This is a genomic window from Oribacterium sp. KHPX15, assembly GCF_900107835.1.
Classification (GTDB): Bacteria; Bacillota; Clostridia; order Lachnospirales; family Lachnospiraceae; genus Oribacterium.
The window spans coordinates 282,607-303,500 of record NZ_FNRG01000002.1; the positions used below are offsets into that span (position 1 = coordinate 282,607).

General features: G+C 44.9%; 18 protein-coding genes and 1 tRNA gene. 1 reads left to right on the forward strand and 18 read right to left on the reverse strand.

Translation table 11 applies throughout. The features are described from left to right. Positions 1-156: 156 nt before the first annotated feature. The 12 genes from BLV86_RS02575 to BLV86_RS02630 form a co-directional block, all read right to left on the reverse strand. The gene (locus BLV86_RS02575) at positions 157-1,518 is read right to left on the reverse strand and encodes an FMN-binding protein (protein WP_242873214.1); all 1,362 of its coding nucleotides are present in this window, start codon (positions 1,516-1,518) and stop codon (positions 157-159) included. Positions 1,519-1,750: 232 nt separating this feature from the next. Next, positions 1,751-2,950 (reverse strand): acetate/propionate family kinase, encoded by a 1,200-nt coding sequence (locus BLV86_RS02580; RefSeq protein WP_031554420.1) that lies wholly within the window; start codon positions 2,948-2,950, stop codon positions 1,751-1,753. A 72-nt stretch (positions 2,951-3,022) separates the two neighbouring features. Then, a complete protein-coding gene (gene pta, locus BLV86_RS02585; RefSeq protein WP_031554417.1) occupies positions 3,023-4,018 on the reverse strand; it encodes a phosphate acetyltransferase in 996 nt (331 codons plus the stop codon). Between the two features lie 243 nt (positions 4,019-4,261). Next, complete coding sequence (locus tag BLV86_RS02590) at positions 4,262-4,594, reverse strand: cyclic-di-AMP receptor (protein ID WP_090815003.1); 333 nt, start codon at positions 4,592-4,594, stop codon at positions 4,262-4,264. 112 nt (positions 4,595-4,706) lie between these two features. Then, positions 4,707-6,155 (reverse strand): nucleotidyltransferase family protein, encoded by a 1,449-nt coding sequence (locus BLV86_RS02595; RefSeq protein ID WP_090815004.1) that lies wholly within the window; start codon positions 6,153-6,155, stop codon positions 4,707-4,709. 123 nt (positions 6,156-6,278) lie between these two features. Then, positions 6,279-7,661 (reverse strand): PFL family protein, encoded by a 1,383-nt coding sequence (locus BLV86_RS02600; RefSeq protein ID WP_031554409.1) that lies wholly within the window; start codon positions 7,659-7,661, stop codon positions 6,279-6,281. 75 nt (positions 7,662-7,736) lie between these two features. Next, a complete protein-coding gene (locus tag BLV86_RS02605; protein ID WP_031554406.1) occupies positions 7,737-8,012 on the reverse strand; it encodes an ACT domain-containing protein in 276 nt (91 codons plus the stop codon). 144 nt (positions 8,013-8,156) lie between these two features. Continuing rightward, on the reverse strand, positions 8,157-8,975 hold the full coding sequence (locus BLV86_RS02610) for an MBL fold metallo-hydrolase (protein WP_090815005.1): 819 nt from the start codon (positions 8,973-8,975) through the stop codon (positions 8,157-8,159). Positions 8,976-9,052: 77 nt separating this feature from the next. Next, a complete protein-coding gene (coaE, locus tag BLV86_RS02615) occupies positions 9,053-9,679 on the reverse strand; it encodes a dephospho-CoA kinase (protein WP_090815006.1) in 627 nt (208 codons plus the stop codon). 49 nt (positions 9,680-9,728) lie between these two features. Beyond that, positions 9,729-10,127 (reverse strand): hypothetical protein, encoded by a 399-nt coding sequence (locus tag BLV86_RS02620; protein ID WP_090815007.1) that lies wholly within the window; start codon positions 10,125-10,127, stop codon positions 9,729-9,731. 156 nt (positions 10,128-10,283) lie between these two features. After that, positions 10,284-13,043 (reverse strand): DNA polymerase I, encoded by a 2,760-nt coding sequence (gene polA / locus BLV86_RS02625; RefSeq protein ID WP_090815008.1) that lies wholly within the window; start codon positions 13,041-13,043, stop codon positions 10,284-10,286. Positions 13,044-13,053: 10 nt separating this feature from the next. Then, entirely contained in the window at positions 13,054-13,392 is a 339-nt protein-coding gene (locus tag BLV86_RS02630; RefSeq protein WP_031554393.1) for a zf-HC2 domain-containing protein, read from the reverse strand. Positions 13,393-13,471: 79 nt separating this feature from the next. Between BLV86_RS02630 and BLV86_RS02635 the strand changes: the two genes are divergently transcribed. Continuing rightward, positions 13,472-13,552, forward strand: a tRNA-Leu gene (locus tag BLV86_RS02635). Between the two features lie 139 nt (positions 13,553-13,691). Here BLV86_RS02635 and upp read toward each other — a convergent pair. The 6 genes from upp to BLV86_RS02665 form a co-directional block, all read right to left on the reverse strand. After that, complete coding sequence (gene upp / locus BLV86_RS02640; protein WP_031554391.1) at positions 13,692-14,336, reverse strand: uracil phosphoribosyltransferase; 645 nt, start codon at positions 14,334-14,336, stop codon at positions 13,692-13,694. Between the two features lie 24 nt (positions 14,337-14,360). Beyond that, complete coding sequence (locus tag BLV86_RS02645; protein WP_029200157.1) at positions 14,361-15,038, reverse strand: acyltransferase; 678 nt, start codon at positions 15,036-15,038, stop codon at positions 14,361-14,363. Between the two features lie 92 nt (positions 15,039-15,130). Then, on the reverse strand, positions 15,131-17,140 hold the full coding sequence (locus BLV86_RS02650) for a DNA topoisomerase (RefSeq protein ID WP_090815009.1): 2,010 nt from the start codon (positions 17,138-17,140) through the stop codon (positions 15,131-15,133). Positions 17,141-17,213: 73 nt separating this feature from the next. Next, entirely contained in the window at positions 17,214-18,275 is a 1,062-nt protein-coding gene (locus BLV86_RS02655; protein WP_090815026.1) for an aldose epimerase family protein, read from the reverse strand. A 202-nt stretch (positions 18,276-18,477) separates the two neighbouring features. Beyond that, entirely contained in the window at positions 18,478-20,052 is a 1,575-nt protein-coding gene (gene cls / locus BLV86_RS02660) for a cardiolipin synthase (protein ID WP_090815010.1), read from the reverse strand. 12 nt (positions 20,053-20,064) lie between these two features. After that, positions 20,065-20,697, reverse strand: a complete 633-nt coding sequence (locus BLV86_RS02665) for an MBL fold metallo-hydrolase (protein ID WP_090815011.1) — start codon at positions 20,695-20,697, stop codon at positions 20,065-20,067. Positions 20,698-20,894: the final 197 nt, after the last annotated feature.

Sequence of the window (20,894 nt, forward strand, 5' to 3'; positions counted from 1 at the left end):
ATCCAACCGGTTATTTTATGTCAAGCAAAAATCTCATTTGATTTTTGCAATTGCACGCTCGATATACGATACTACTTTACGCCAATAATTGCAAGAGGATTTTTTGAAAGTTTTTGAAATGGTGTCTTACCTCAGGCAACAGTTCAGTGTGTCAAATCACTTTGCAGCCTCTGCGATAAGTCCGATGTATCCTGCAGTATCGGCAAGGGTTGCGCCGCTTACTGCATCTACAGCATCATCCTTTTCGGATAGTGCCTTTACATCCGCAATGCTCATACCGTTTACATGATTCTGGATAGCATTGTAATTTTCATCGATACGTACTGTTGCACCTGCCTTCTGGTTCATCATCTCTGAATAATAGTCAGCATTAACTCTCTTTGAGAAAAGAACATTCTGAGGATCGGCATATCCTGCTGCAAAATTTTCAGTATCATCGGAATTTGGCACACCCTCAACCTGGGAAGCATCTCCGAACTGGAAATCATCAATCCATGAGAGGATAACATTATCACCGTCCGTAAGAACTGCTGCTGTTGAGAAGCACTTGTTTCCGTGTGCGGCACCGATAGCCATATCGAGCTTGAGATCCTCGCTGGAACCGTTAAACTCCACAGCCTGTGTTCCCTGAGCGATCTTTGCAGCTTCAGCTATGGCTGCAAGATAGTTTCCTGTATCGGCAAGTGTTGCGCCGCTTACTGCATCTACAGCTGAATCATCATTCTTATATACAGAAAGCTCATCAATGGTCTTTCCTACCGCAAACTTCTGTATCTCGTCAAAATTATCATTGATACGAACAGTGCTGCCTGCCTTCTCTGCCATATTCTTACTGTAATAATCAGCATTTACTCTCTTGCTGAAAAGAATCTGACCCTCAGCAAAGCCCGCGCCGAAATTCTCTGTATCCGTACCGTTAGGAACTCCTGTTACGGCTGAAGGATCTCCAAACTGATATTCATCAATGTAAGCCGCAATAACAACATCATCCTTAACTACTGCGGTAACCTGTGAGAAACACTTATTACCATGTGCAGCAGTGATAACCTGTCCCATCTGAATGCCGCCTTCTACAGGTATGATCTCTGCAGGAGCAGAAACAGCCGGAGCCTTGGTTTCAGCCTCTTCAACTTCCAGACCCATAGCCTTTGAAACAGCATTCTTAACTGCAGTAGAAGTAACCGTTGCTCCGGAAACGCCGTCGATCTCAGGACCGTTTGCTGCGATAATCTGCTCCTTAAGTGTATCAAGAGCTGCACCGCCTACATCCGGTGTCTCCTTATCGCCTGTAAGAACCGCGTCGGTTATAGAGCCATCTGTAACTGTAAGCTCTACTGTTACTGTACCTCCGAAGCCCTCAGCCTCTCCCTTTAATGTTTCACCCTTTGCAGCAGCCTCTGTCGCCTCGGCTGCCGCTGTTGTTACAGCCTCTGTTGCCTGTGGTACTGACTGTGAACCGCAGGCCGACAATGTAAGTACTGCCAGTGCTGCCGCGGTATAAATGATATGCTTTTTCATAGTATACATTCTCCTTTTGTACAATTGTATTTTGCTCAATACATTCTACACGAGCAGCCTATATATGTCTATAGTTAAAGATCTATTTTAGACTGATTATTTATTCATATCTATAAGGGTTAGGTATAACTTGTTTAAACAATTCTGCCGTCATAAAAAAAGATCCGGCAGGACAGTCCCACCGGATCTTTTTATTCATATATACTTGTAATTTCCTTTTTCAGGATGTCACTCAGGCCTCTACAAGGCGAAGTGTGTCCCGTGCGATAGCAAGCTCTTCATTTGTAGGGATAAGGAAGATCTTAACCTTTGAATCATCTGAAGAAATAAGTGTATTCTTACCGCGAACATCGTTTCTCTCATCATCGATCTTTGCGCCGAGGAATCCGAGATACTGATCAACGATACGCTTACGTGCATTCTTGTCATTCTCACCAACGCCGGCTGTGAAGGCGATAGCATCAACACCGTTCATTGCAGCAGCGTATGCACCGATGTACTTAGCTACTCTGTACTCGAAAGCATCAAGTGCAACCTGAGCCATGTGATTACCCTCAGCGGCAGCCTTTCCTACATCACGGAAGTCTGAAGAAACGCCTGAAAGACCAAGCACACCGGACTTCTTGTTAAGGATGTTGAGAACTTCATCTACAGAAAGCTTCTCATGGTTTGCAAGGAACTGTACTACTGCAGGATCGATGTCACCTGAACGTGTTCCCATGATGAGACCCTCAAGCGGAGTAAGACCCATAGAGGTATCTACACCCTTTCCGCCGATAGATGCAGAAACAGATGCACCGTTTCCAAGGTGGCAAACGATAACCTTTGCCTTCTCAGGATCAAGGTTACCAAACTTGATAGTCTCGTGAGAAACGAAGTTATGAGATGTTCCGTGGAAACCGTAACGACGGATGCCGTACTTCTCATAGTACTCTGTAGGAATTGCATAGTAGAATGCCTTCTCGGGAAGAGTCATACCGAAGGTTGTATCAAATACAGCAACGTTTGGCTTACCGGGAACAACCTTCTCACAAGCCTCGATACCAAGAAGGTTTGCAGGGTTGTGAAGAGGTCCGAGATCGAAGCACTCACGAATGATGTCCTTTACTTCCTGAGTTACAACGATAGACTCTGTGATCTTCTTTCCGGCATGAAGTACTCTGTGACCGATAGCACCGATCTCATCAACAGACTTAACAACACCATGTGCAGCATCTGTAAGAGCATCAAATACAAGCTTAACTGCAACGCCGTGATCAGGCATAGCTGTCTCAAGCTCGAAATCATCCTTACCCGGAGCCTTATGTGTAAGCTTTGAACCGTCGATTCCGATTCTCTCGCAAAGGCCCTTGGCAAGAACTGACTCATTCTCCATATCGATGAGCTGGTACTTAAGTGAAGAAGATCCACAGTTTAAAACAAGAATTTTCATTGGTTTTTTCTCCTAATTATATAAATTAAAAAGAGGGTCAAGTCGCCAGGGCCTGACCCTTGAATTTCCTAATTAAGCATTCTGAGCCTGAACAGCTGTCATAGCAACTACTGCTACGATATCGTCTGCATAGCAGCCTCTTGAAAGGTCATTAACAGGCATTGAAAGACCCTGAAGAACAGGACCGTAAGCGCCGGCATGAGCAAGTCTCTGAACGAGCTTGTAGCCAATGTTTCCTGCCTCAAGTGAAGGGAATACGAGTGTGTTTGCATGACCTGCAACTGCGCTGCCCGGAGCCTTGAGCTCTGCAACTGTAGGATCAAGAGCTGCATCAAGCTGAAGCTCACCGTCAAGCTTGATATCAGGATACTTTTCGTTAGCGATCTTAACAGCCTCTGAAACCTTTGTTACGTCATCATGCTTTGCACTTCCCTTTGTTGAATATGAAAGCATAGCTACCTTTGGCTCTGCGCCAACAAAGCTCTTGAAAGACTCAGCAGAAAGTGCTGCGATCTCAGCAAGCTTCTCTGAATCAAAATCTACGTTTACTGCACAGTCAGCGAATACGAAGGTACCATTCTCACCGTACTCCTTTGCATCTGTCTCCATAAGGAAGAAACCTGAAACAGACTTGATGCCCGGCTTTGTCTTAAGAAGCTGAAGAGCCGGTCTGATAGTGTTACCTGTTGAGTGGCATGCACCGGAAACAACACCGTCAGCATCACCGCACTTGCACATAAGACATGCATAGTACATATAATCCTTCTCCATCTGCTCCTTAGCAGACTCAGCAGTAACGCCCTTGCTGCCTCTGAGCTCAACGAACTTATCAATGTACTTCTGCTTGTTGGCATCGTTGTATGGATCTACAACTGTAACGCCTGTAAGATCAAATCCCTCACCGTTCTTGGCAATTTCTTCAGGAGTTCCGATCAGAACAACGTTAGCGATACCCTCCTTTGTAATCTTTACAGCAGCCTCAAAGGTTCTCTTGTCCATAGATTCAGGAAGTACGATAGTCTTCTTGTCTGCTTTTGCCTTAGCCTTGATCTCATCAATAATAGCCATTGGTGTCATTCTCCTCTCAATATACACATTATAATTTTAATCATCTGCGACATGCCTTTCCTCACCAACCTCCTGTTGAAGGAACCGGCAAATGCGCGGTGACAGGTTTATGTTTTTAATGCACACAGTTGTAGCTCTGTATACAATTCGACATTAATAAATATTATACTCGATTAGACTTACCGTTCAAGCCACAAACTCCTTGATTTTCTGCACAAAATCAAGGACAAAATGTGTTCCGGTTCAATACTTCTCAAATCTCTCCAGATTGACCACCATCACCGTGGCACCGCCGATCTCCACCGGCACCGGCATGGTTGAATAGGTATTCATGGAAGTACCGGAAACATAAGGCATATTGACCGTGATATTCTGGCGTTTTCCGCATTCATTCTTTATGATCTCCACACACTCGTCGACCTTCCCGTCATCCGTCGCGATCATAAGTGTAGAATTTCCTTTACGTAAAAATCCTCCCGTACTTGCAAGCTTCGTCACCTGGTAATGAGCAGCATTCAGTGCATCCACCACATCATCCTCATTATCATTACGTACAATTGCATAAACCAGTTTCATCCTCTGCCTCCATGATCATAAGCCGCTCAGAACACATACCATTCAATGAAAATCCTTTGTGACAATGCTTCCGAACCGACTCTTTTCAATAGATAAATGATACCATAAAACTCTAGTCAGCGATTAAAAATTTTTGCGTAAATTCATTCCCGTAACTTATTAAACCGTCGTCACATTCTCCCGGACTGTACACTTTATTATATACATCAGCAGAATACATATCCTGGTTAAACAAAGTTTCCGCGTGGGAAGCATTGATACTGAGGATAAGCTCCTCCGGTGTCTCTATAGTTTCCTTCCTGCGAACAGAGAAAAGCTGCTTTTCATACTTCGAAGCTGAAGTTACCACCGTAGTTTTCACACTGCCAAGCATATCTCTCGCTCTTTTACGAATGCCAAGAATCCTCACATACGGCATCATATCCGCTTCCCCGAAAAATCTTCCCCTGAGAACCCGGACATCCTTCTTACTGATTCCCAAAAGAATGTGGAGCAGAGCTCGCGAAATGCGGGTATAAGTGTAATTTTTCGATTTTATGGCTTCTATTCTTTCAGTAAATGTCATACGGTCATGTATCTGTTTTTTCAAAGCATCAGCTATCTCCCTGGACACATCCAGATAGTCCATAAAAGCCGATGGCTGTTCAGGCGACATACGGTCAAGATAATACAGTTGCAGCATTCTGTAGCTCAGCATATCTGACAGCATATCCACGTCCGCATATGATCGGTTAATGCTTACATCCCCATCCTCCGACCGGGGATTCTTAATCGCATCACGAATAGCGTGGGCACTTTCAAATTTCTGATTCCGTCTGATACAGTCAATGCGGAAGCAGTCACCCTGCCTTTTTACCGCCTTTATATACTCAACTCCCAGAATGTCATTGGGAAGAAGTCTCGAGGCCATGGTGCCCGATGAAGAATCGTCCTTTTTAAGAAGACCTGTACCCTCCCGGGCATCCGCCGGAAGACCCGGTTCACCTATGTTTTCAGACTTTTTCCCGTTATTTAAATCCTCATCAGGATTTCCTCCCGATACACTGTCAAGTATATTTTCAAAGGCCTTTTCATCATCTCCGGAAAGCACCAGACTTATGGCTTCCGCCCTGGCCTTTGCATAACTCATACCGGCTTCAACATTGTCCCTGATGGCAGCATTTAATTTGGCATTCTCCTTGCTTCCGGAATCCAGTTCGAGATCTGCAATCTTCATGAGATGATCCGGATCACCGGATTCAGAACCAAAAAGCAGAATGTCAACAAATCCAAGAGATCTTAACGTCGCAACTCCCCCGGCAGCAAAATCCTCCGCAGAGGATGTCGAAAACATCTCCGGAATCTGCACCACCATATCAACACCGCCCTGAAGCGCCGCCCAGGTTCTTTCATATTTATCATATATGGCAGGCTCTCCCCTTTGAACAAAATCCCCTGACATGGCAGCCACAACATAGCAGTCGCCATAGCGAAGCCTGATACTGTCAATAAGATATTTATGTCCCTCATGGAAAGGATTAAATTCAGTTACTATTCCGATAACATTTTTCCCGTTGTACATAAGCCCTCTGTTGTTATTTTATTTCAAAAAACTCCTGCATCACGATACATCACACATGTCTACTTCGGCATAAATATCACAAATAATTAGTCCGGAGAGCATCGGCCCTCCGGACTATTCTCCTTAGTTTTTAAAGCTGTGTATCGGTGCAGGAATCCTGCCCTTTCTGTTAACAAAAGCCGAGCAGTCAAAGGTATTGACTGCCATAACCGGTGCATGGCCGAGAAGGCCGCCAAAGTCAACATGGTCTCCAACCTTCTTGCCGTATGCAGGGATAACCCTGACCGCGGTTGTCTTCTGGTTCACCATACCAAGAGCCGCTTCATCAGCGATAATGCCGGAAATAGTAGCAGCGGTGGTGTCTCCGGGAATAGCGATCATATCAAGGCCCACAGAACAAACGCAGGTCATGGCTTCAAGCTTCTCAAGATTAAGGGCACCGGCCTCAACTGCATTGATCATACCCTGGTCCTCAGATACCGGGATGAATGCACCGCTGAGTCCTCCCACAGAACTAGATGCCATGATGCCGCCTTTCTTTACCTGATCATTAAGCATTGCAAGTGCCGCAGTGGTTCCGGGAGCCCCAACTTTTTCAAGGCCCATGAGTTCCAGAATATCCGCAACAGAATCTCCGATGGCAGGTGTTGGTGCAAGAGAAAGGTCAATGATGCCGAAAGGAACTCCCAGTCTCCTTGAAGCTTCCTTCGCCACCAGCTGTCCTACTCTCGTTATCTTGAAGGCTGTCTTCTTTATAAGCTCCGACAGCTCCTCAAAATCAAGACCCTGGGCATTACGCAAAGCATCACGTACCACACCGGGTCCGGAAACGCCTACATTGAGAATGCAGTCAGTTTCGGAAACCCCGTGAAAGGCTCCGGCCATAAACGGATTATCATCAGGAGCATTACAAAATACAACCAGCTTGGAGCATGCCGAGGAGTCTGTATCTTTAGTGCGCTCAGCGGCTTCCTTTACCATTTCTCCCATGAGTCTTACGGCATCCATATTGATACCGGTCTTGGTGGACCCGAGATTGACCGATGCACAAACTATATCCGTTTCTGCAAGAGCTCTGGGAATGGCCCTCATGAGCATCTCATCCGCCGGTGACATTCCCTTCTGGCAGATAGCCGAAAAACCCCCGAGGAAATTAACCCCTACAGCTTTTGCAGCCTTATCCAGAGTGTGAGCTACCTTTACAAAATCCTCTGTCGACTTGCAGGCACTGCCGCCTGCAAGGGCTATGGGAGTCACCGAGATTCTCTTGTTTACGATAGGCACACCGTAGTCCTTTGAAATCTCTTCCCCTGTCTTTACAAGGTCTCTTGCATACTTGGTTATCTTTTTATATATATTGTCGCAAAATGTATCAACATCCTGTGCAGCACAGTCAAGAAGGCCTATGCCCATGGTTATGGTACGAACATCAAGATTGTTATGTTCTATCATGTTGTTGGTCTCAGATACCTCAACAGCATTTACAACATCATTTAAAATTGCCATATATTCTCCTTTGGTATTACATGATGGAACGAAGTATCACTTCATCACTTCGCAGATATCATAACTCTATGATTATCAGATTCTGTGCATCATGGTGAAAATCTCTTCAAGCTGCATCTTGATATCCACACCGATCCGGTCCTTACCGTACTGTGTAAGCTCTCCCGCAACCTTGTCAAAAGGATCCTTTATTCCGGATACATCGACGATCATCATCATATTGAAAAATCCGCCTGTGATGGTCTGTGAAATATCAAGGATGTTGATATTTGCCTCTGAAAGAAATGTACACACCTTCGCTATGATACCTACACTGTCCTTACCAACAACGGTAATAATCGCCTTTTTCATAAAACCTCCTTGAATCCATTAAGCCGCTGACACATTTCAGCCTGCAAGTTTCTTCTATAATAAGCATCGATGCAATAAAAAAACAAGTTTATTATTCCATAATTTGCCTTCATTTTTAAATACAATCACCCGGAGTTATGGAAGCTATATCTCAACAATTTCCGAAATCCGGTCCCTGTGGGCAACGGTAATGTTTATCTCTTCAGATTTGTGCTCGGAATCAGACTTGTCTATCTCCCGCCTGACTGTGTTTAATGCCAACACCGGAAGATTGTTCTCCTTACTGAGGTGCCCCAGGAAAACATGCTTTACGCGTCTTGAGAGTATGGAATCCAGAAGAAGTCCGCAATTGTCATTGCTGAGATGCCCATGATCACTTAATATGCGTCGTTTCAGAGACATTGGATACGGCCCGGTGCTGAGCATTTTAACATCATGATTGGATTCGATCACCATCCCATCCAGATCTCTCAGATGCTCAGCGATGTAATCGTCATAATGCCCGAGATCCGTAGCAACCGCTACTCTTTTAGCCGAATTCGGTTTTACTTCACCCATTGTCTCCACTCTGTAGCCCACCGGATCCGCAGCATCATGATATATGCTGAAAGGACATATCCGGAGGTCGCCTATTTCCATGGTACTGTCGGGAAGGATCGGAAAAAGATTGTCTTTATGAACATCTCCCAATGTCTTATTGAGCATTACCTCCCTGAGAGTTCCGAGGGTTCCGTACATAGGTATGCCGTATTTTCTTGCAATGGTTCCGACTGCCCTGACATGATCTATGTGCTCATGGGTAAGGAATATGGCATTTATATCCTTAAGATCCAGATCCAGTTCATGAAGTCCTGTGTTTATGGCCTTCATGGTCACCCCTGCATCTACGAGGACATGGGTACTCTCTGTGCCTATGTATGTGCTGTTCCCGCCTGAACCGCTGGCAATGCTTGTAAACCTCATTAAAATAAAAACCTTTCAATAACTTCATAATCCGGAACCCCGGGGTGCATCCACCCTTCCGGGAAGGCTTTCACCAACTAAACAGCCGGATTGTGTTCACCAAAAAAATCCCTCATGTGATTCCTGATCATTTTAACCGTCTCTTCCGGGGAGCCCGTATTGTCGATCCTGAATGTGGCGATCTTACCATATTCGTCATCCCCGATTTGCGAATGAATCATATCATGGGCCTTTTCTTCTGTATAGCCCCTTGTTTCCATAAGGCGCTTAACTCTGACTGACCTTTCCGCATAAACCGCCCAGATCTCATCACATAAATCGATAAATATTTCATTTGGTAATGCTGTCTCTACTGCAAAATCCGCATCCCGGGAGCCGGTCTCTTTTCTGACATATTCCCACACAGCCGGATGTACTATTCCATCGACCTTTTTTCGAATGTGATCCTTCCCGCTTCCATACAGCTTTTTTGCAATCAACTTAAGATCCGCAGTACCGTCCTTTTTTTGAATGTCTTCTCCCAAAAGCTCTTTCAGTTTTTCAAAAACAGAATTTCCGTCAACATAAAAAGACTTGGCTATGTCATCCGTCTTCAGGATCACAAACCCATAGTCTTTTTCCAGGGTGTCAAGTACTGTAGACTTACCTGCACCGACGCCTCCTATAACTCCGATTATCATCTTTATCTTTGCCTCATTCGCCAATGCTGCCTTCCAAAGGGCAGCCTCCGTAAGTCATCTTAACCCCTGTCCGTTATGGCCGGTCTTTCCATGATATCCTAAGCTCAGTCCAATCATTCTCACTCTTCTGAGCATTCAGCCATGCAAGTCCTTCCATCACTCCGGCTTCATCAAAAGCAAGCTCTTTATATAGCTTTTTATCCTCCGGCGTCTTGTCAAAGGAAAAGGGTTCCGGCCAGACCCAGACGCCCAGACGAAGCCTTTCCTTTGTAGGATTCATGATCTTTTCTCCGGTCTTTTTATCCACCGGATAATCCGCTTCCCCTGCTTCGATTTTTTTCAAAAGTTCAGTATCAGGATCCTTATAAACCACCTTGGACATGCGATAACGCATGCCCTCAGAGGAACCCGTAAAGCTCTCCTTTTTCAAAAAGCCCAGGTGCATTATATCTGTTTTTTCTATTAAAGCCATTTTCTTGAAACCGTTTAGTCTTTCTTCTTAATTTCGATAGATCTAAGTTCCGGTGATAGAAACTTATTATTCAGCATTTCTCTCACCGGACATTTATAAATGTTATCAGCTCTCAATAAGCTCCCAATATTAGCCGGGCCGGTTTCTCTCACTAAATCAGTGAGCCTCGTCCCAGTTATATCCTTCGCTTGCATCAGCCACCAGAAGTACTTTAAGTTCTACGGCATTCTGCATCTTTTCAACCAGAAGCTCTTTCACCTTATCCTTCTCTTCTACAGGCGCTTCTATCAAAAGCTCATCATGAACCTGAACAACGATCCTTGACTTGTAACCGCCTTCGCGAAGTGCTCTGTCAACTTCGTTCATGGCTTTCTTCATGATATCAGCTGCAGATCCCTGGATAGGGCTGTTCATCGCAACTCTTTCGCTGAAGGATCTTCTCATAAAGTTGGAAGCATTGATATCCGGAACCGGTCTCCTTCTTCCGAAAACAGTCTTTATATAGCCATGTTTCCGGGCAAATTCAACTTCACCGTCCAGATATTTTTTAACATCCGGATATGTTTCAAAGTATCTTTCGATATATTCCTTTGCTTCCATCCGGCTGATGGACAGACCTTCACTGAGTCCGAAGGCGGAAATACCGTAAACTATACCGAAGTTTACGGCCTTGGCATTACGCCTCTGCTGCTCCGTAACTTCCGAAAGCGGTATATGGAATACCTGGGATGCTGTAACCGCATGGATATCCCTGGCATCTTTGTATGCCTCAATAAGCTTCGGATCTCCCGAAAGTGAAGCCAGTATACGAAGCTCCACCTGGGAATAGTCGGCATCAATGAAAACACATCCCGGCGACGGTACAAATACCTTTCTGAACCTTCTTCCAAGCTCTGTTCTGATAGGAATGTTCTGAAGGTTCGGGTTTGTGGAGGAAATACGTCCTGTGGCGGTAACCATCTGGTTAAACTCTCCATGGATTCTGCCATCCTCACGGATGAATCCCAGGAGGCCCTCCGCATATGTCGAATTCAGCTTACTGAGTGTACGATACTCAAGTATATCTCTGACTATCGGATTCTCCTCCGCAAGCTTTTCAAGCACATCCGCAGCTGTAGAATATCCTGATTTGGTCTTCTTTCCACCCTTTAGTCCAAGTCTTTCAAACAAAATCTCACCAAGCTGTTTCGGCGAGTTGATATTGAATTCTATTCCGGCATCTTCATAAATACTTTTCTGAAGCTTTTCTATACCGGCCTTAAGCTCTTTTCCATACTCAAGAAGAGCCGCTTTATCGACCAGAATTCCTGCCACCTGCATATTGTAAAGGGTATATACAAGAGGCATCTCAATGTCTCTGAAAAGCTCCGTCTCCTGAAGCTCTTCAAGCTTATCCATAACCGCCTTAAAAGACCCCTCTGCGACTATGGCAGTATATGCCCCCATGGTTTCCTCAACTGTTCCGGGAAGATCATGTCCGCCGGATGTGTCCGATTTTGAAGCCGCCTTGAAACGATCCCTGAGTTCCTTTTCCGATGGTAATGTCACCGACATAAAGTCTCTGGCCAGATCCTCATAGGTATATGTATCCTTCAAAGGATTAATGACATAAGCTCCAAGTGACAGATCGAGAATATTGCTCTCAGACGAGAATTCACAATCATAAAGCTGAGACTTAAGGTTCATGGTATAGAGATGCATTCCCTCTTTAAGAGACAGCTCCTTAAGCTCCTTTTTCCAGTCAAAGCCATGGAATCTGAAGTATCTGCCGCCCTCAAGCGCAAAAAAGAGTTCTGTGGCATCTGATGTTTCCTGAACTGAAGCTTCAGCATCCGGCTCTTCATCAAATACCATTTCCATCTGTCCTGAAGCACTTTCCAGAACCGATGGTTTATGAACTATACAGAATCCTGCAGCCCCCTGACTTGCAGCATCCTTAAAGGCAATCTTCGCCATAAAAGGATCATCCACTGACTTTATCTCTGAAAGATCAAAATCCTGATGCTGTTCAATGTTAAGAGAGGTTACATCAAAACGTTTAATAAGAGATTTAAGCTCGAGTCTTTTTATCATTTCAAAAGACTCTTCGTTAAACATATTCTCCACCTTCGCGTCATCATATTCAAAATCTATGGGCGAATCAATGTTGATGGTGGCGAGAGTTTTGGAGAGCTTTGCATTATCCCACTCATCGATAAGCATTTGGGCAGCCTTTGGCTTACGGGGCACCTTGAATTCAGGATCACCGGAAACGGCCGCTTCATGAGCAGTTTCGATGTCATGATACTTTTGAATGATCCACTCTGCAGACTTTGGGCCGAGGCCTGCCACTCCGGGAATATTATCCGAGGTGTCGCCCATAAGAGCCTTTAAATCGATAAATTCCGACGGGGTTACTCCCCAGGTTTTCTTCACATCATCAGGATAATAGATTTCCGCAGTAGTCACGCCCTTGGAAGTTTTAGGCAGATAGATTTTGATATGCTCATCACTTAACTGAAGAAGATCTCTGTCTCCGGAAACTATGGTTACATCCACTCCCTTTGCCTGAGCTCTTTTTGCAACGGTTCCCAAAAGATCATCCGCCTCAAATCCGCCTTTTTTCAGAAGCGGAATATGCATAGCCGTGAGAACCTCCTGAATAACGGGTATCTGCTCGTGAAGTTCCTGAGGCATAGGCTTACGGGTTCCCTTATAGCCTTCAAACATCTTATGTCTGAAGGTAGGCTCATGAACATCAAATGCTACCGCAAGATGGTCTGCCTGTTCCTCATCCAGAACCTTCAGAAGAATGTTTAAAAATCCATATACCGCATTTGTATGCAGGCCCTGAGAATTGGTAAGCTCCGGAATCCCGTAGAAGGCACGGGACATGATACTGTGTCCGTCTATAAGTAAAAGTTTATCTGACAAAATTATCTCCTCTTCACATGATCCACATCCTGATCTGCATTATAAAAATGATCAGCACTGCCCAAAAAGCTATGGTATCCACAACCATAGCAGCTATCCTTCTGGTAAACAAACGGAACAGGTAGAATCTGGAATCACTTATGGTCTTTTTAAGCGCCTCATCAATGTTCAGGTTGGTGTCCACATCGGAATCCAACTCCGCCGCACCTCTGTAAACCATATGGGTGATCCTGAGCTCATCCATACATTCATCACATCCGTTCACATGATCGATGAAATCCTTAAGCTCCGCATCTGTCAGCTTGTTATTCAGATAATCATATATTTTTTTTCGGGCATCCAGGCATGTCATAATGTTATTTATGGGTCAAAATCGGCATCGATTCGACTTGAAAACCTTTCGATAATGTGCTAATTTATATAGGTCTTAAGCCGCCATGGCGGAATTGGCAGACGCACGCGACTCAAAATCGCGCGGTTTATCCATGCCGGTTCAAGTCCGGCTGGCGGCAGACAGAAAGTGGATTGGTTTTAAACCGATCCGCTTCTTTTTTTATCATAAATCCGGCAGTCGGAACGAAGCAATACAGGGTTTATACTCACTATTATGCTACAAAAGTAGGGAGCATGCTCCCTACTTTTTTCATTTCATTACTTGGTTCCGAAAATACGGTCTCCGGCATCACCAAGTCCCGGACAGATATAAGCATTTTCATTAAGGCAGCGATCTACGTTTCCAACATAAACCTGAACATCAGGATGTGCCTCAACAAGTTTCTTAATACCCTCAGGAGCAGCAATAATGCAGATAAACTTGATCTTCTTTCCGCCGTGTCTCTTGATCTGAGTGATAGCATCAACAGCAGATCCGCCCGTTGCAAGCATAGGATCGCATACAACTATCTGTCTCTCCTCGATAGGATGAGGGAGCTTGCAGAAATACTCAACCGGCTGATGTGTAGACTCATCTCTGTACAAACCGATATGACCGATCTTTGCGCTTGGCACAAGAGCTGTGAGTCCGGAAACCATGCCGAGTCCTGCTCTTAAGATCGGAACGATGGCAAGCTTTCTTCCGGCAAGCATAGGAACACTCGCTGTCTCGATAGGTGTATCGATCTCTACAAGCTTTGTGGGAAGATCATGAAGAGCCTCAAACCCCATAAGCATGGCGATCTCTTCCACAAGCTGTCTGAACTCATTTGTTCCCGTTGCCTTATCACGAAGAAGTGAAATCTTGTGAGTAAGCAGAGGGTGATTGAGAACTGTTACATTTGATCCATAATTGTTATCCATTTAAAATCTCCTTTATAAAAAAGTTTAATCTTCTGTTTTTCTGATGATCTCATCCTTTGACTTGTAGATGGAATCGGAATCCACACAACCCCTCACAGAACTAAGGGGGTAAATGTTGGTATTCCTTCCGATAACCGTGCCGGGATTAAGTACTGAGCCGCAGCCCACCTCAACATGATCGCTGAGCATAGCACCGAACTTCTTAAGTCCGGTTTCAATGTCTCCGTCCTCAGCATGCACTTTAACGAGCTTCTTGTCAGACTTTACATTTGATGTAAGTGACGCAGCCCCCATGTGTGATTTATATCCAAGAATGGAATCTCCCACATAATTATAGTGTGGTGTCTGCACGCCGTCAAAGATAATAACATTTTTAAGCTCACAGGAATTACCTATGACGCAACCCTTACCGGCAATGATATTGCCCCGGAGAAAAGCACACTGTCTGACCTCTGTCTCAGGTCCGATAATGATATACTCCGCAAAATAAGCAGAATCAAAGACTTTGGCAGTCTTGTGGATCCAGACATTGGGCTTTACTTCATCATACTCCTCCTTTGAAAGAGTCGGTCCGTAGGCCGCGATAAAATCATGGATTTTAGGAAGTACCTCCCAAGGGTAAGTGCATCCTGAAAATGCCTCCCCCGCCTCTGTGTAACTGAGGTCATACATGGCCTCTATTGTCATATCGCTCTTTTTCACTTTGTTCTCCTGTTTTCATCTCAAATGAGACAGTTGTTTGATGTTTCTCTGTGTTTTTTGATCCGGTAATCAGCCGAAACTGCCGCATAGCTTTACATTGATCTGATCTTCTCAGTCTTTTCTCTCACAAACTGCTCCAGCTTATCCATGTATTCCCGCTCGGTTATCTTTCCTTCCGCCACCGAACTAAGGCCCATTTCCCATGAGGCCGTAAGCTTCGGATTGAGAAGATGTGGTATGGATATCTTAACATAATAGGCTATATGTTCGCCAAGCTTTGTAGGTGTCAGAATCTGTGTCTTTTTCTGAAGTGACACATACTTATCATCCACAAGCTTTGTGAGTATTCCTGCCCTGGTCGCACTTGTGCCGATTCCGGCGCCCTTGATCTGAGCTCTCAGATCCTCATCTTCTATGAGATTTCCCGCATTTTCCATGGCAAGGATCATTGAACCGGAAGTATATCTCTTAGGCGGTGAGGTCTCGCCTTCTTTAACCTGCAGTGTACGAAGACTTATCTTCTGACCCTTTTTAAGCTTCAAAAGCGCTTCACTCAGGCGTCCGTCCTTGTCTCCGGTTTCTTCAGAATCCTGTCCGCCCTCCGGCTGTCCGTCACCGGCAGCACTTCCGGCGTCACCGGCTCCCTCCATGGCCTTCGCAGCATCTTTCTTTACATTGGCAACCTTCAGATACCCCTCCTCTTTCAGGGCTCTGGTTCCGGCTGTAAACATTTCATCATTACAGATTATAGATAATGAAATCTTCTGATATACTGCCGGCGGATAAAAGATAGCAAGAAACCTGCGGCAAATCAACTCATATACTTTCTTAGCCAGAGGTTTTAAGGACTGATACTCCCTCTGTCCCTGACCGGTAGGAATGATCGCATAGTGATCGGCGATCTTCTTGTCATCCACATATCTGGTTTTTCCGATGTTTTTACAGGACCCGTTCTCAAGTATTTCCTGTGCCGCTGCAGCCACCGGTTCATAGGTGGAAAGTCCCTTTATGTTTTTTGCTATCTCCTTTGATACGGCAGTTGATAAAACTCGCGCATCCGTACGGGGGTAGGTAGTCAGTTTCTTTTCGTAAAGCTCCTGGGCTATGGCCAGAGTCTCATCGGGACTTATCTTAAACATCTTTGAGCAGTCATTCTGAAGCTCTGCAAGATTATATAAAAGCGGAGGATTCTTTGTCTCCTTCTTTTTTTCGAGTCCCGTAACCTCCGCATCTCTTGGGAAGGGCATAAAGCTCTTCATAAACTCCACGGCACGACCCTGCTTGAGGAAGCCCTTTCCGTCATATATCTCTGTTGGTGCGTACTTCTTTGAACCTTCAGTTTCCTTCCAGTCCGCAGTGATCACAGCACCGTTTCCGATGTCAAAATCCCCCAGGATACGGTAGAAAACCGTCTTTTGAAATGCTCTTATCTCCTGCTCACGCTTTACTATCATTCCCAGGACACAGGTCATGACACGTCCCACTGCCACCACCATCTTGTCATTACGATCCATGTTGAGCTCCCGTCTTATGCGGTTACTGTATTTAAGTGACAGAGCTCTGCTGAAGTTTATGCCCATGAGATAATCTTCTTTGGCACGTGAAAAGGCGGCGGCCGAAAGATTGTCATAAGCACTCTCGGGCTTTGCTTCACGGATGCCGCGAAGGATTTCTTCATTGGTCTGAGAGTCTATCCAGACTCTCCTTTTCTCCTTGGATTCCGGCACCTTCGCCATCATCTCCACAAGGCGGTAAATGTATTCTCCCTCCCGGGCACTATCGGTGCAGACATATATGGTGTCCACATCCTCACGATTAAGCTGTTTGGAAACTACCTGAAACTGCTTTTTCGTACTCTTTCCGACTTCGTATCTCCACTCGGAATCCCCGGGAATAAAGGGCAGCGTGTCAAAACTCCACTTTTTCAAAGACTCATCGTAAGCCTCAGGATAAGACAACTGCACCAGATGTCCCACACACCAGGTAATGACATAGTTTTCATCCTCCAGAAATCCGTCGCCTCTCCTGACATTATTCATACCGAGAGCCTGAGAGAACTGCTGCGCAACGGAGGGCTTCTCCGCTATAAATAACTTTTTCAATAAAACCTCTCTAAAAATAAGTATCTATCCGGCACAGGTTCCGTTCCGGAAAAGCACCGGATAAAAAACTTTATTACTTCACTTCCCACTTGTAGATCGTAGTGGTGTCATACTCTTCACCGACTCTGACAATGGATGTCGGCCAGTCTGCCTTATGCAGGCAGTCAGGATAATGCTGTGTTTCGAAACAGTATCCGTGGTGCGGTCCGAAATGAACTCCACCCTTTCCTTCAAAGTCAGTAGCCATGGAATTGGTTGTATAGAACTGCATTCCCTCAAGATCTGTGTATACTGACATTTTGATGCCTGACTTTTCGGAGAAAGCTGTGGCCGCAAGCCTTACATTTCCGTCGAAATCATTAAGCACCCAGTTATGATCGAAACCGCCGGCAAAATTAAGCTGGTCAAAATCTGTTTTGAGATCTCTCTTTATAGGCTTCGGTGTGGTGAAATCCATAGGTGTACCCTGAACAGATGCTATATCACCGTAAGGAATAGAATTCTTGTCGGCAGGTGTAAAGCGGTCAGCATTGATCCAGACTATCTGGTCCATGGCATCTCCGCTGTCGTATCCGTCGAGATTAAAGTAAGCATGATTTGTCATGTTAAAAACCGTATCCTGATCGGCTGTTCCTGTATAGTGGATGCTGAGACTGTCGTCTTCTGCCAATGTATATGTCACAGAAACCCTTGCTTCTCCGGGGAATCCCTGGTCACCGTCCGGTGAAATAAGTGAGAACATTACATAGCTGCCGAGTCCTGCATTATCATACTCTGCATCCCATACTCTGTTTCTCCAGTAATCAAGTCCTGAGTGAAGATTGTTAACACCCTTGTCATTCTTCGTAAGCTCATAGGTCTTTCCGTTGATCTCAAAGGATCCGCCGCCGATACGGTTTGCGTTACGGCCCAGAGGCTCTCCCATGTGACCTGGGTTCCTGAGCAGCATCTCAACATTATCAACACCGAGAACCACATCTCTCTTGTTTCCCTCTTTGTCCTTCACCAGCATAGTAAGCCAGATTGCGCCTAAATCTGTGAAACTGGCCTCTGTACCATTACCGTTTGTCAAAGTATATCTCTTAACCTCAGTTCCGTCCTGAAGCTTTCCTAAAACCGATTCTTTTACTGCCATTTCAGATTCCTCCATTTCTCACGGGAGAACTCTCCTTCAATGAAGAAGCCTGTCCTTATAGGTTCGGTCTCTAAAACCTGTCCTACCCCGAATTTGCTCCGACCATTATACACCAAAATCCCCCCTTGGAGTAGGGGGGATTAAGGGAAAAAACCGGAGACGGTTCTTCTTTACGAGAACCATCCCATTGGTTTTACAGCATTCACATCAGCTCTGCAAATAGCCTCAGGAACAGCTGCGATAATTTAAGATATGAACTTTTAACAGTACTGTATTCCTCCGTAACCTCTGTACTTTCCGAAAACATTTTTTCAAAATCCCGACGGATAGCCGGTACCACTTCACTGTGGGCTATGAAACATCCATTCTCAAAGTGGTGATACAGGCTTCTGTAATCGAGATTTATGGTACCACAGGTCGCCATGATGTCATCTGCTACGCACATCTTCGCATGGCAGAATCCGGGAGTCCATTCATACATCCTGACTCCGTGTCTTGCCAGCGAGTTATAGAAGGAGCGTGTCACACTGTAAACCATCTTTTTGTCCGGGATTCCCGGAGTGATAACACGGACATCAACGCCTCTTTCTGCCGCAAGAGCCATGGCGTGGGCCATCTCATCGGTGATAATGAGATAGGGAGTCACAAAATAACAGTACTTAACCGCCTTCTCAACGATACTTATATATACATCCTCTCCAACATGTATATCATCCATGGGACTGTCTGCATAGGGCTGGATAAATGCTTCTTCTCCGGCAACCAATGCATCATTGGGAAAGAACCTTCCAAACTCAACATCATCCTTATCCGTATCACTTACAGCATTCCACATTTCAAGAAAAGTAACGGTCAGGGACTTTACCGCCTCTCCCTCAAGCCTTATTCCCGTATCCTTCCATAATCCAAAGGGATGTGTCAGGCCGAAATACTCATCCGCAAGATTATAACCTCCGGTGAAACCAACGTAACCGTCAATTACAGTTATCTTTCGGTGGTCTCTGTTGTTCAGAAAAGCATTAAGTCCCGGAGCCAGGGGATTAAACACACGGCACTGGATTCCACGGGCCTCAAGCTTCCTGCAGAAATCCGTATTAATGAAACCAATGCTTCCCATATCGTCATAGAAGACCCTTACCTCAACCCCCTCTTTTACCTTTTCAGCCAAAACCTCCTCTATTCTGTTCCAGGAAACAGAATCCTCTATGGCATGATACTCCATAAATATAAAGGATTTTGCCTTGGCCAAAGCATCAAGCTGTGCTTCCAACCCCTTTGCAGCATCGTCATAATATTCGATTCGGGTATTCTGATAAACCGGATATAATGCCTTGGAGGCGATATATTGCGAAACTCCTGCTGCAGCCCTGTCAGTCTCCCTTAGCTTTTCCATAATCTCGGTATTTTTTGGAAGTATGGGCATAAGCACTTCATCTATCCTTCGATACCGGTCTCTCATCTTCCACGTATACCCATTCAACCCTACCAGAAGATACAGTGAAACCCCCATGATAGGAAGCACAAGTATCAGAATGATCCAGGGCATCTTCATGGCTGCCGTTTTGTTTTGGGCATAGATTCCCAGTACCAGCACTAAAGCCAGTATCCTCATGCCAATGTTTATCCATTCGGCGTAATCCCATAATTTTGTAAACAGTAAAAGAACAAGTACGATTTCGATCAGCAGGGCTATCCCCACAAAAATCAACCGTTTTATACCATTTTGTGTTTCTTTTCTTCCCTCATAGGTCTTCTGCTCATTACTACTATCGTTCATAAGGTTTCAGCCTCAATTCTGTTTGGGTATAAGGGTAATGATTTCATCCGGAACATTCCGGGTATCTATCTCGAATGTCGGCTCCTTTATTCTGTGAACCCCCGGAATCACCGACATTACATGCTGAATATCCTCCTGGACATCATATCCCGTTGCACCTTCTCTGAAATGCATAAGTACCTTTAAACAAGGTGTCTTCAAATGTTTCATGATTTCCAGTGCCTGAGCTGAATCTATGGTATAGCAGCCGGCACAAGGAAGAAGAACAACATCAGCTTTTTTCAATTCTTCATACTCATCTTCACTTGGCAGTCTGCCAATGTCTCCCATGTGGGCAATCACAAGATCATCCATCTTTACAAAAGATATCTTTGTCATGCCTCTCTTGCTTCCGTTTGCATCATCATGTGGCACAAGAATGTTATGACACTTTAGACCATGATCTTTTCTGCTTAGAGAAATAAGTGAGGAGGCATTATGATCATGGTGTTCATGAGAACAAATAACCATATCTGCCGACAGACCTGATGGTACCTTTAATCCCGGTACGCTGCCGTTTTCATAAGGATCAAATACCACTGACCCGTCTTTTGAAGCTGCTTTAAAACACGAATGACCGTAATACGTTAAGCTAATATTTGACATCTTTTCGACCTCCCCTGATATATATCAACACTTGAAACAATAATATCATAAATATAACACTGTAATCTCACTATTTTGAGCTTTATAACTGCAAAAAGCGGACAGGGAATAACAGTTCCGCCTAAAAAAAGAGCTGGAGGACTTTCTTTCGAAAAAGTCAAAAAAGGGTCAGACCCTAAAGTCTGACCCTGAATATC

Coding starts and splice junctions, on each gene's coding strand:
- BLV86_RS02610 (WP_090815005.1), bottom strand. CDS start 8,975: ATGAGGTTTACAAGCATTGCCAGCGGTTCAGGCGGGAACAGCACATAC.
- BLV86_RS02590 (WP_090815003.1), bottom strand. CDS start 4,594: ATGAAACTGGTTTATGCAATTGTACGTAATGATAATGAGGATGATGTG.
- cls (WP_090815010.1), bottom strand. CDS start 20,052: ATGAACGATAGTAGTAATGAGCAGAAGACCTATGAGGGAAGAAAAGAA.
- BLV86_RS02605 (WP_031554406.1), bottom strand. CDS start 8,012: ATGAAAAAGGCGATTATTACCGTTGTTGGTAAGGACAGTGTAGGTATC.
- pta (WP_031554417.1), bottom strand. CDS start 4,018: ATGGCTATTATTGATGAGATCAAGGCTAAGGCAAAAGCAGACAAGAAG.
- BLV86_RS02600 (WP_031554409.1), bottom strand. CDS start 7,661: ATGGCAATTTTAAATGATGTTGTAAATGCTGTTGAGGTATCTGAGACC.
- BLV86_RS02630 (WP_031554393.1), bottom strand. CDS start 13,392: ATGACATGCCTGGATGCCCGAAAAAAAATATATGATTATCTGAATAAC.
- BLV86_RS02595 (WP_090815004.1), bottom strand. CDS start 6,155: ATGTACAACGGGAAAAATGTTATCGGAATAGTAACTGAATTTAATCCT.
- BLV86_RS02575 (WP_242873214.1), bottom strand. CDS start 1,518: ATGAAAAAGCATATCATTTATACCGCGGCAGCACTGGCAGTACTTACA.
- BLV86_RS02620 (WP_090815007.1), bottom strand. CDS start 10,127: ATGGCTTTAATAGAAAAAACAGATATAATGCACCTGGGCTTTTTGAAA.
- BLV86_RS02580 (WP_031554420.1), bottom strand. CDS start 2,950: ATGAAAATTCTTGTTTTAAACTGTGGATCTTCTTCACTTAAGTACCAG.
- BLV86_RS02655 (WP_090815026.1), bottom strand. CDS start 18,275: ATGGCAGTAAAAGAATCGGTTTTAGGAAAGCTTCAGGACGGAACTGAG.
- upp (WP_031554391.1), bottom strand. CDS start 14,336: ATGGATAACAATTATGGATCAAATGTAACAGTTCTCAATCACCCTCTG.
- BLV86_RS02665 (WP_090815011.1), bottom strand. CDS start 20,697: ATGTCAAATATTAGCTTAACGTATTACGGTCATTCGTGTTTTAAAGCA.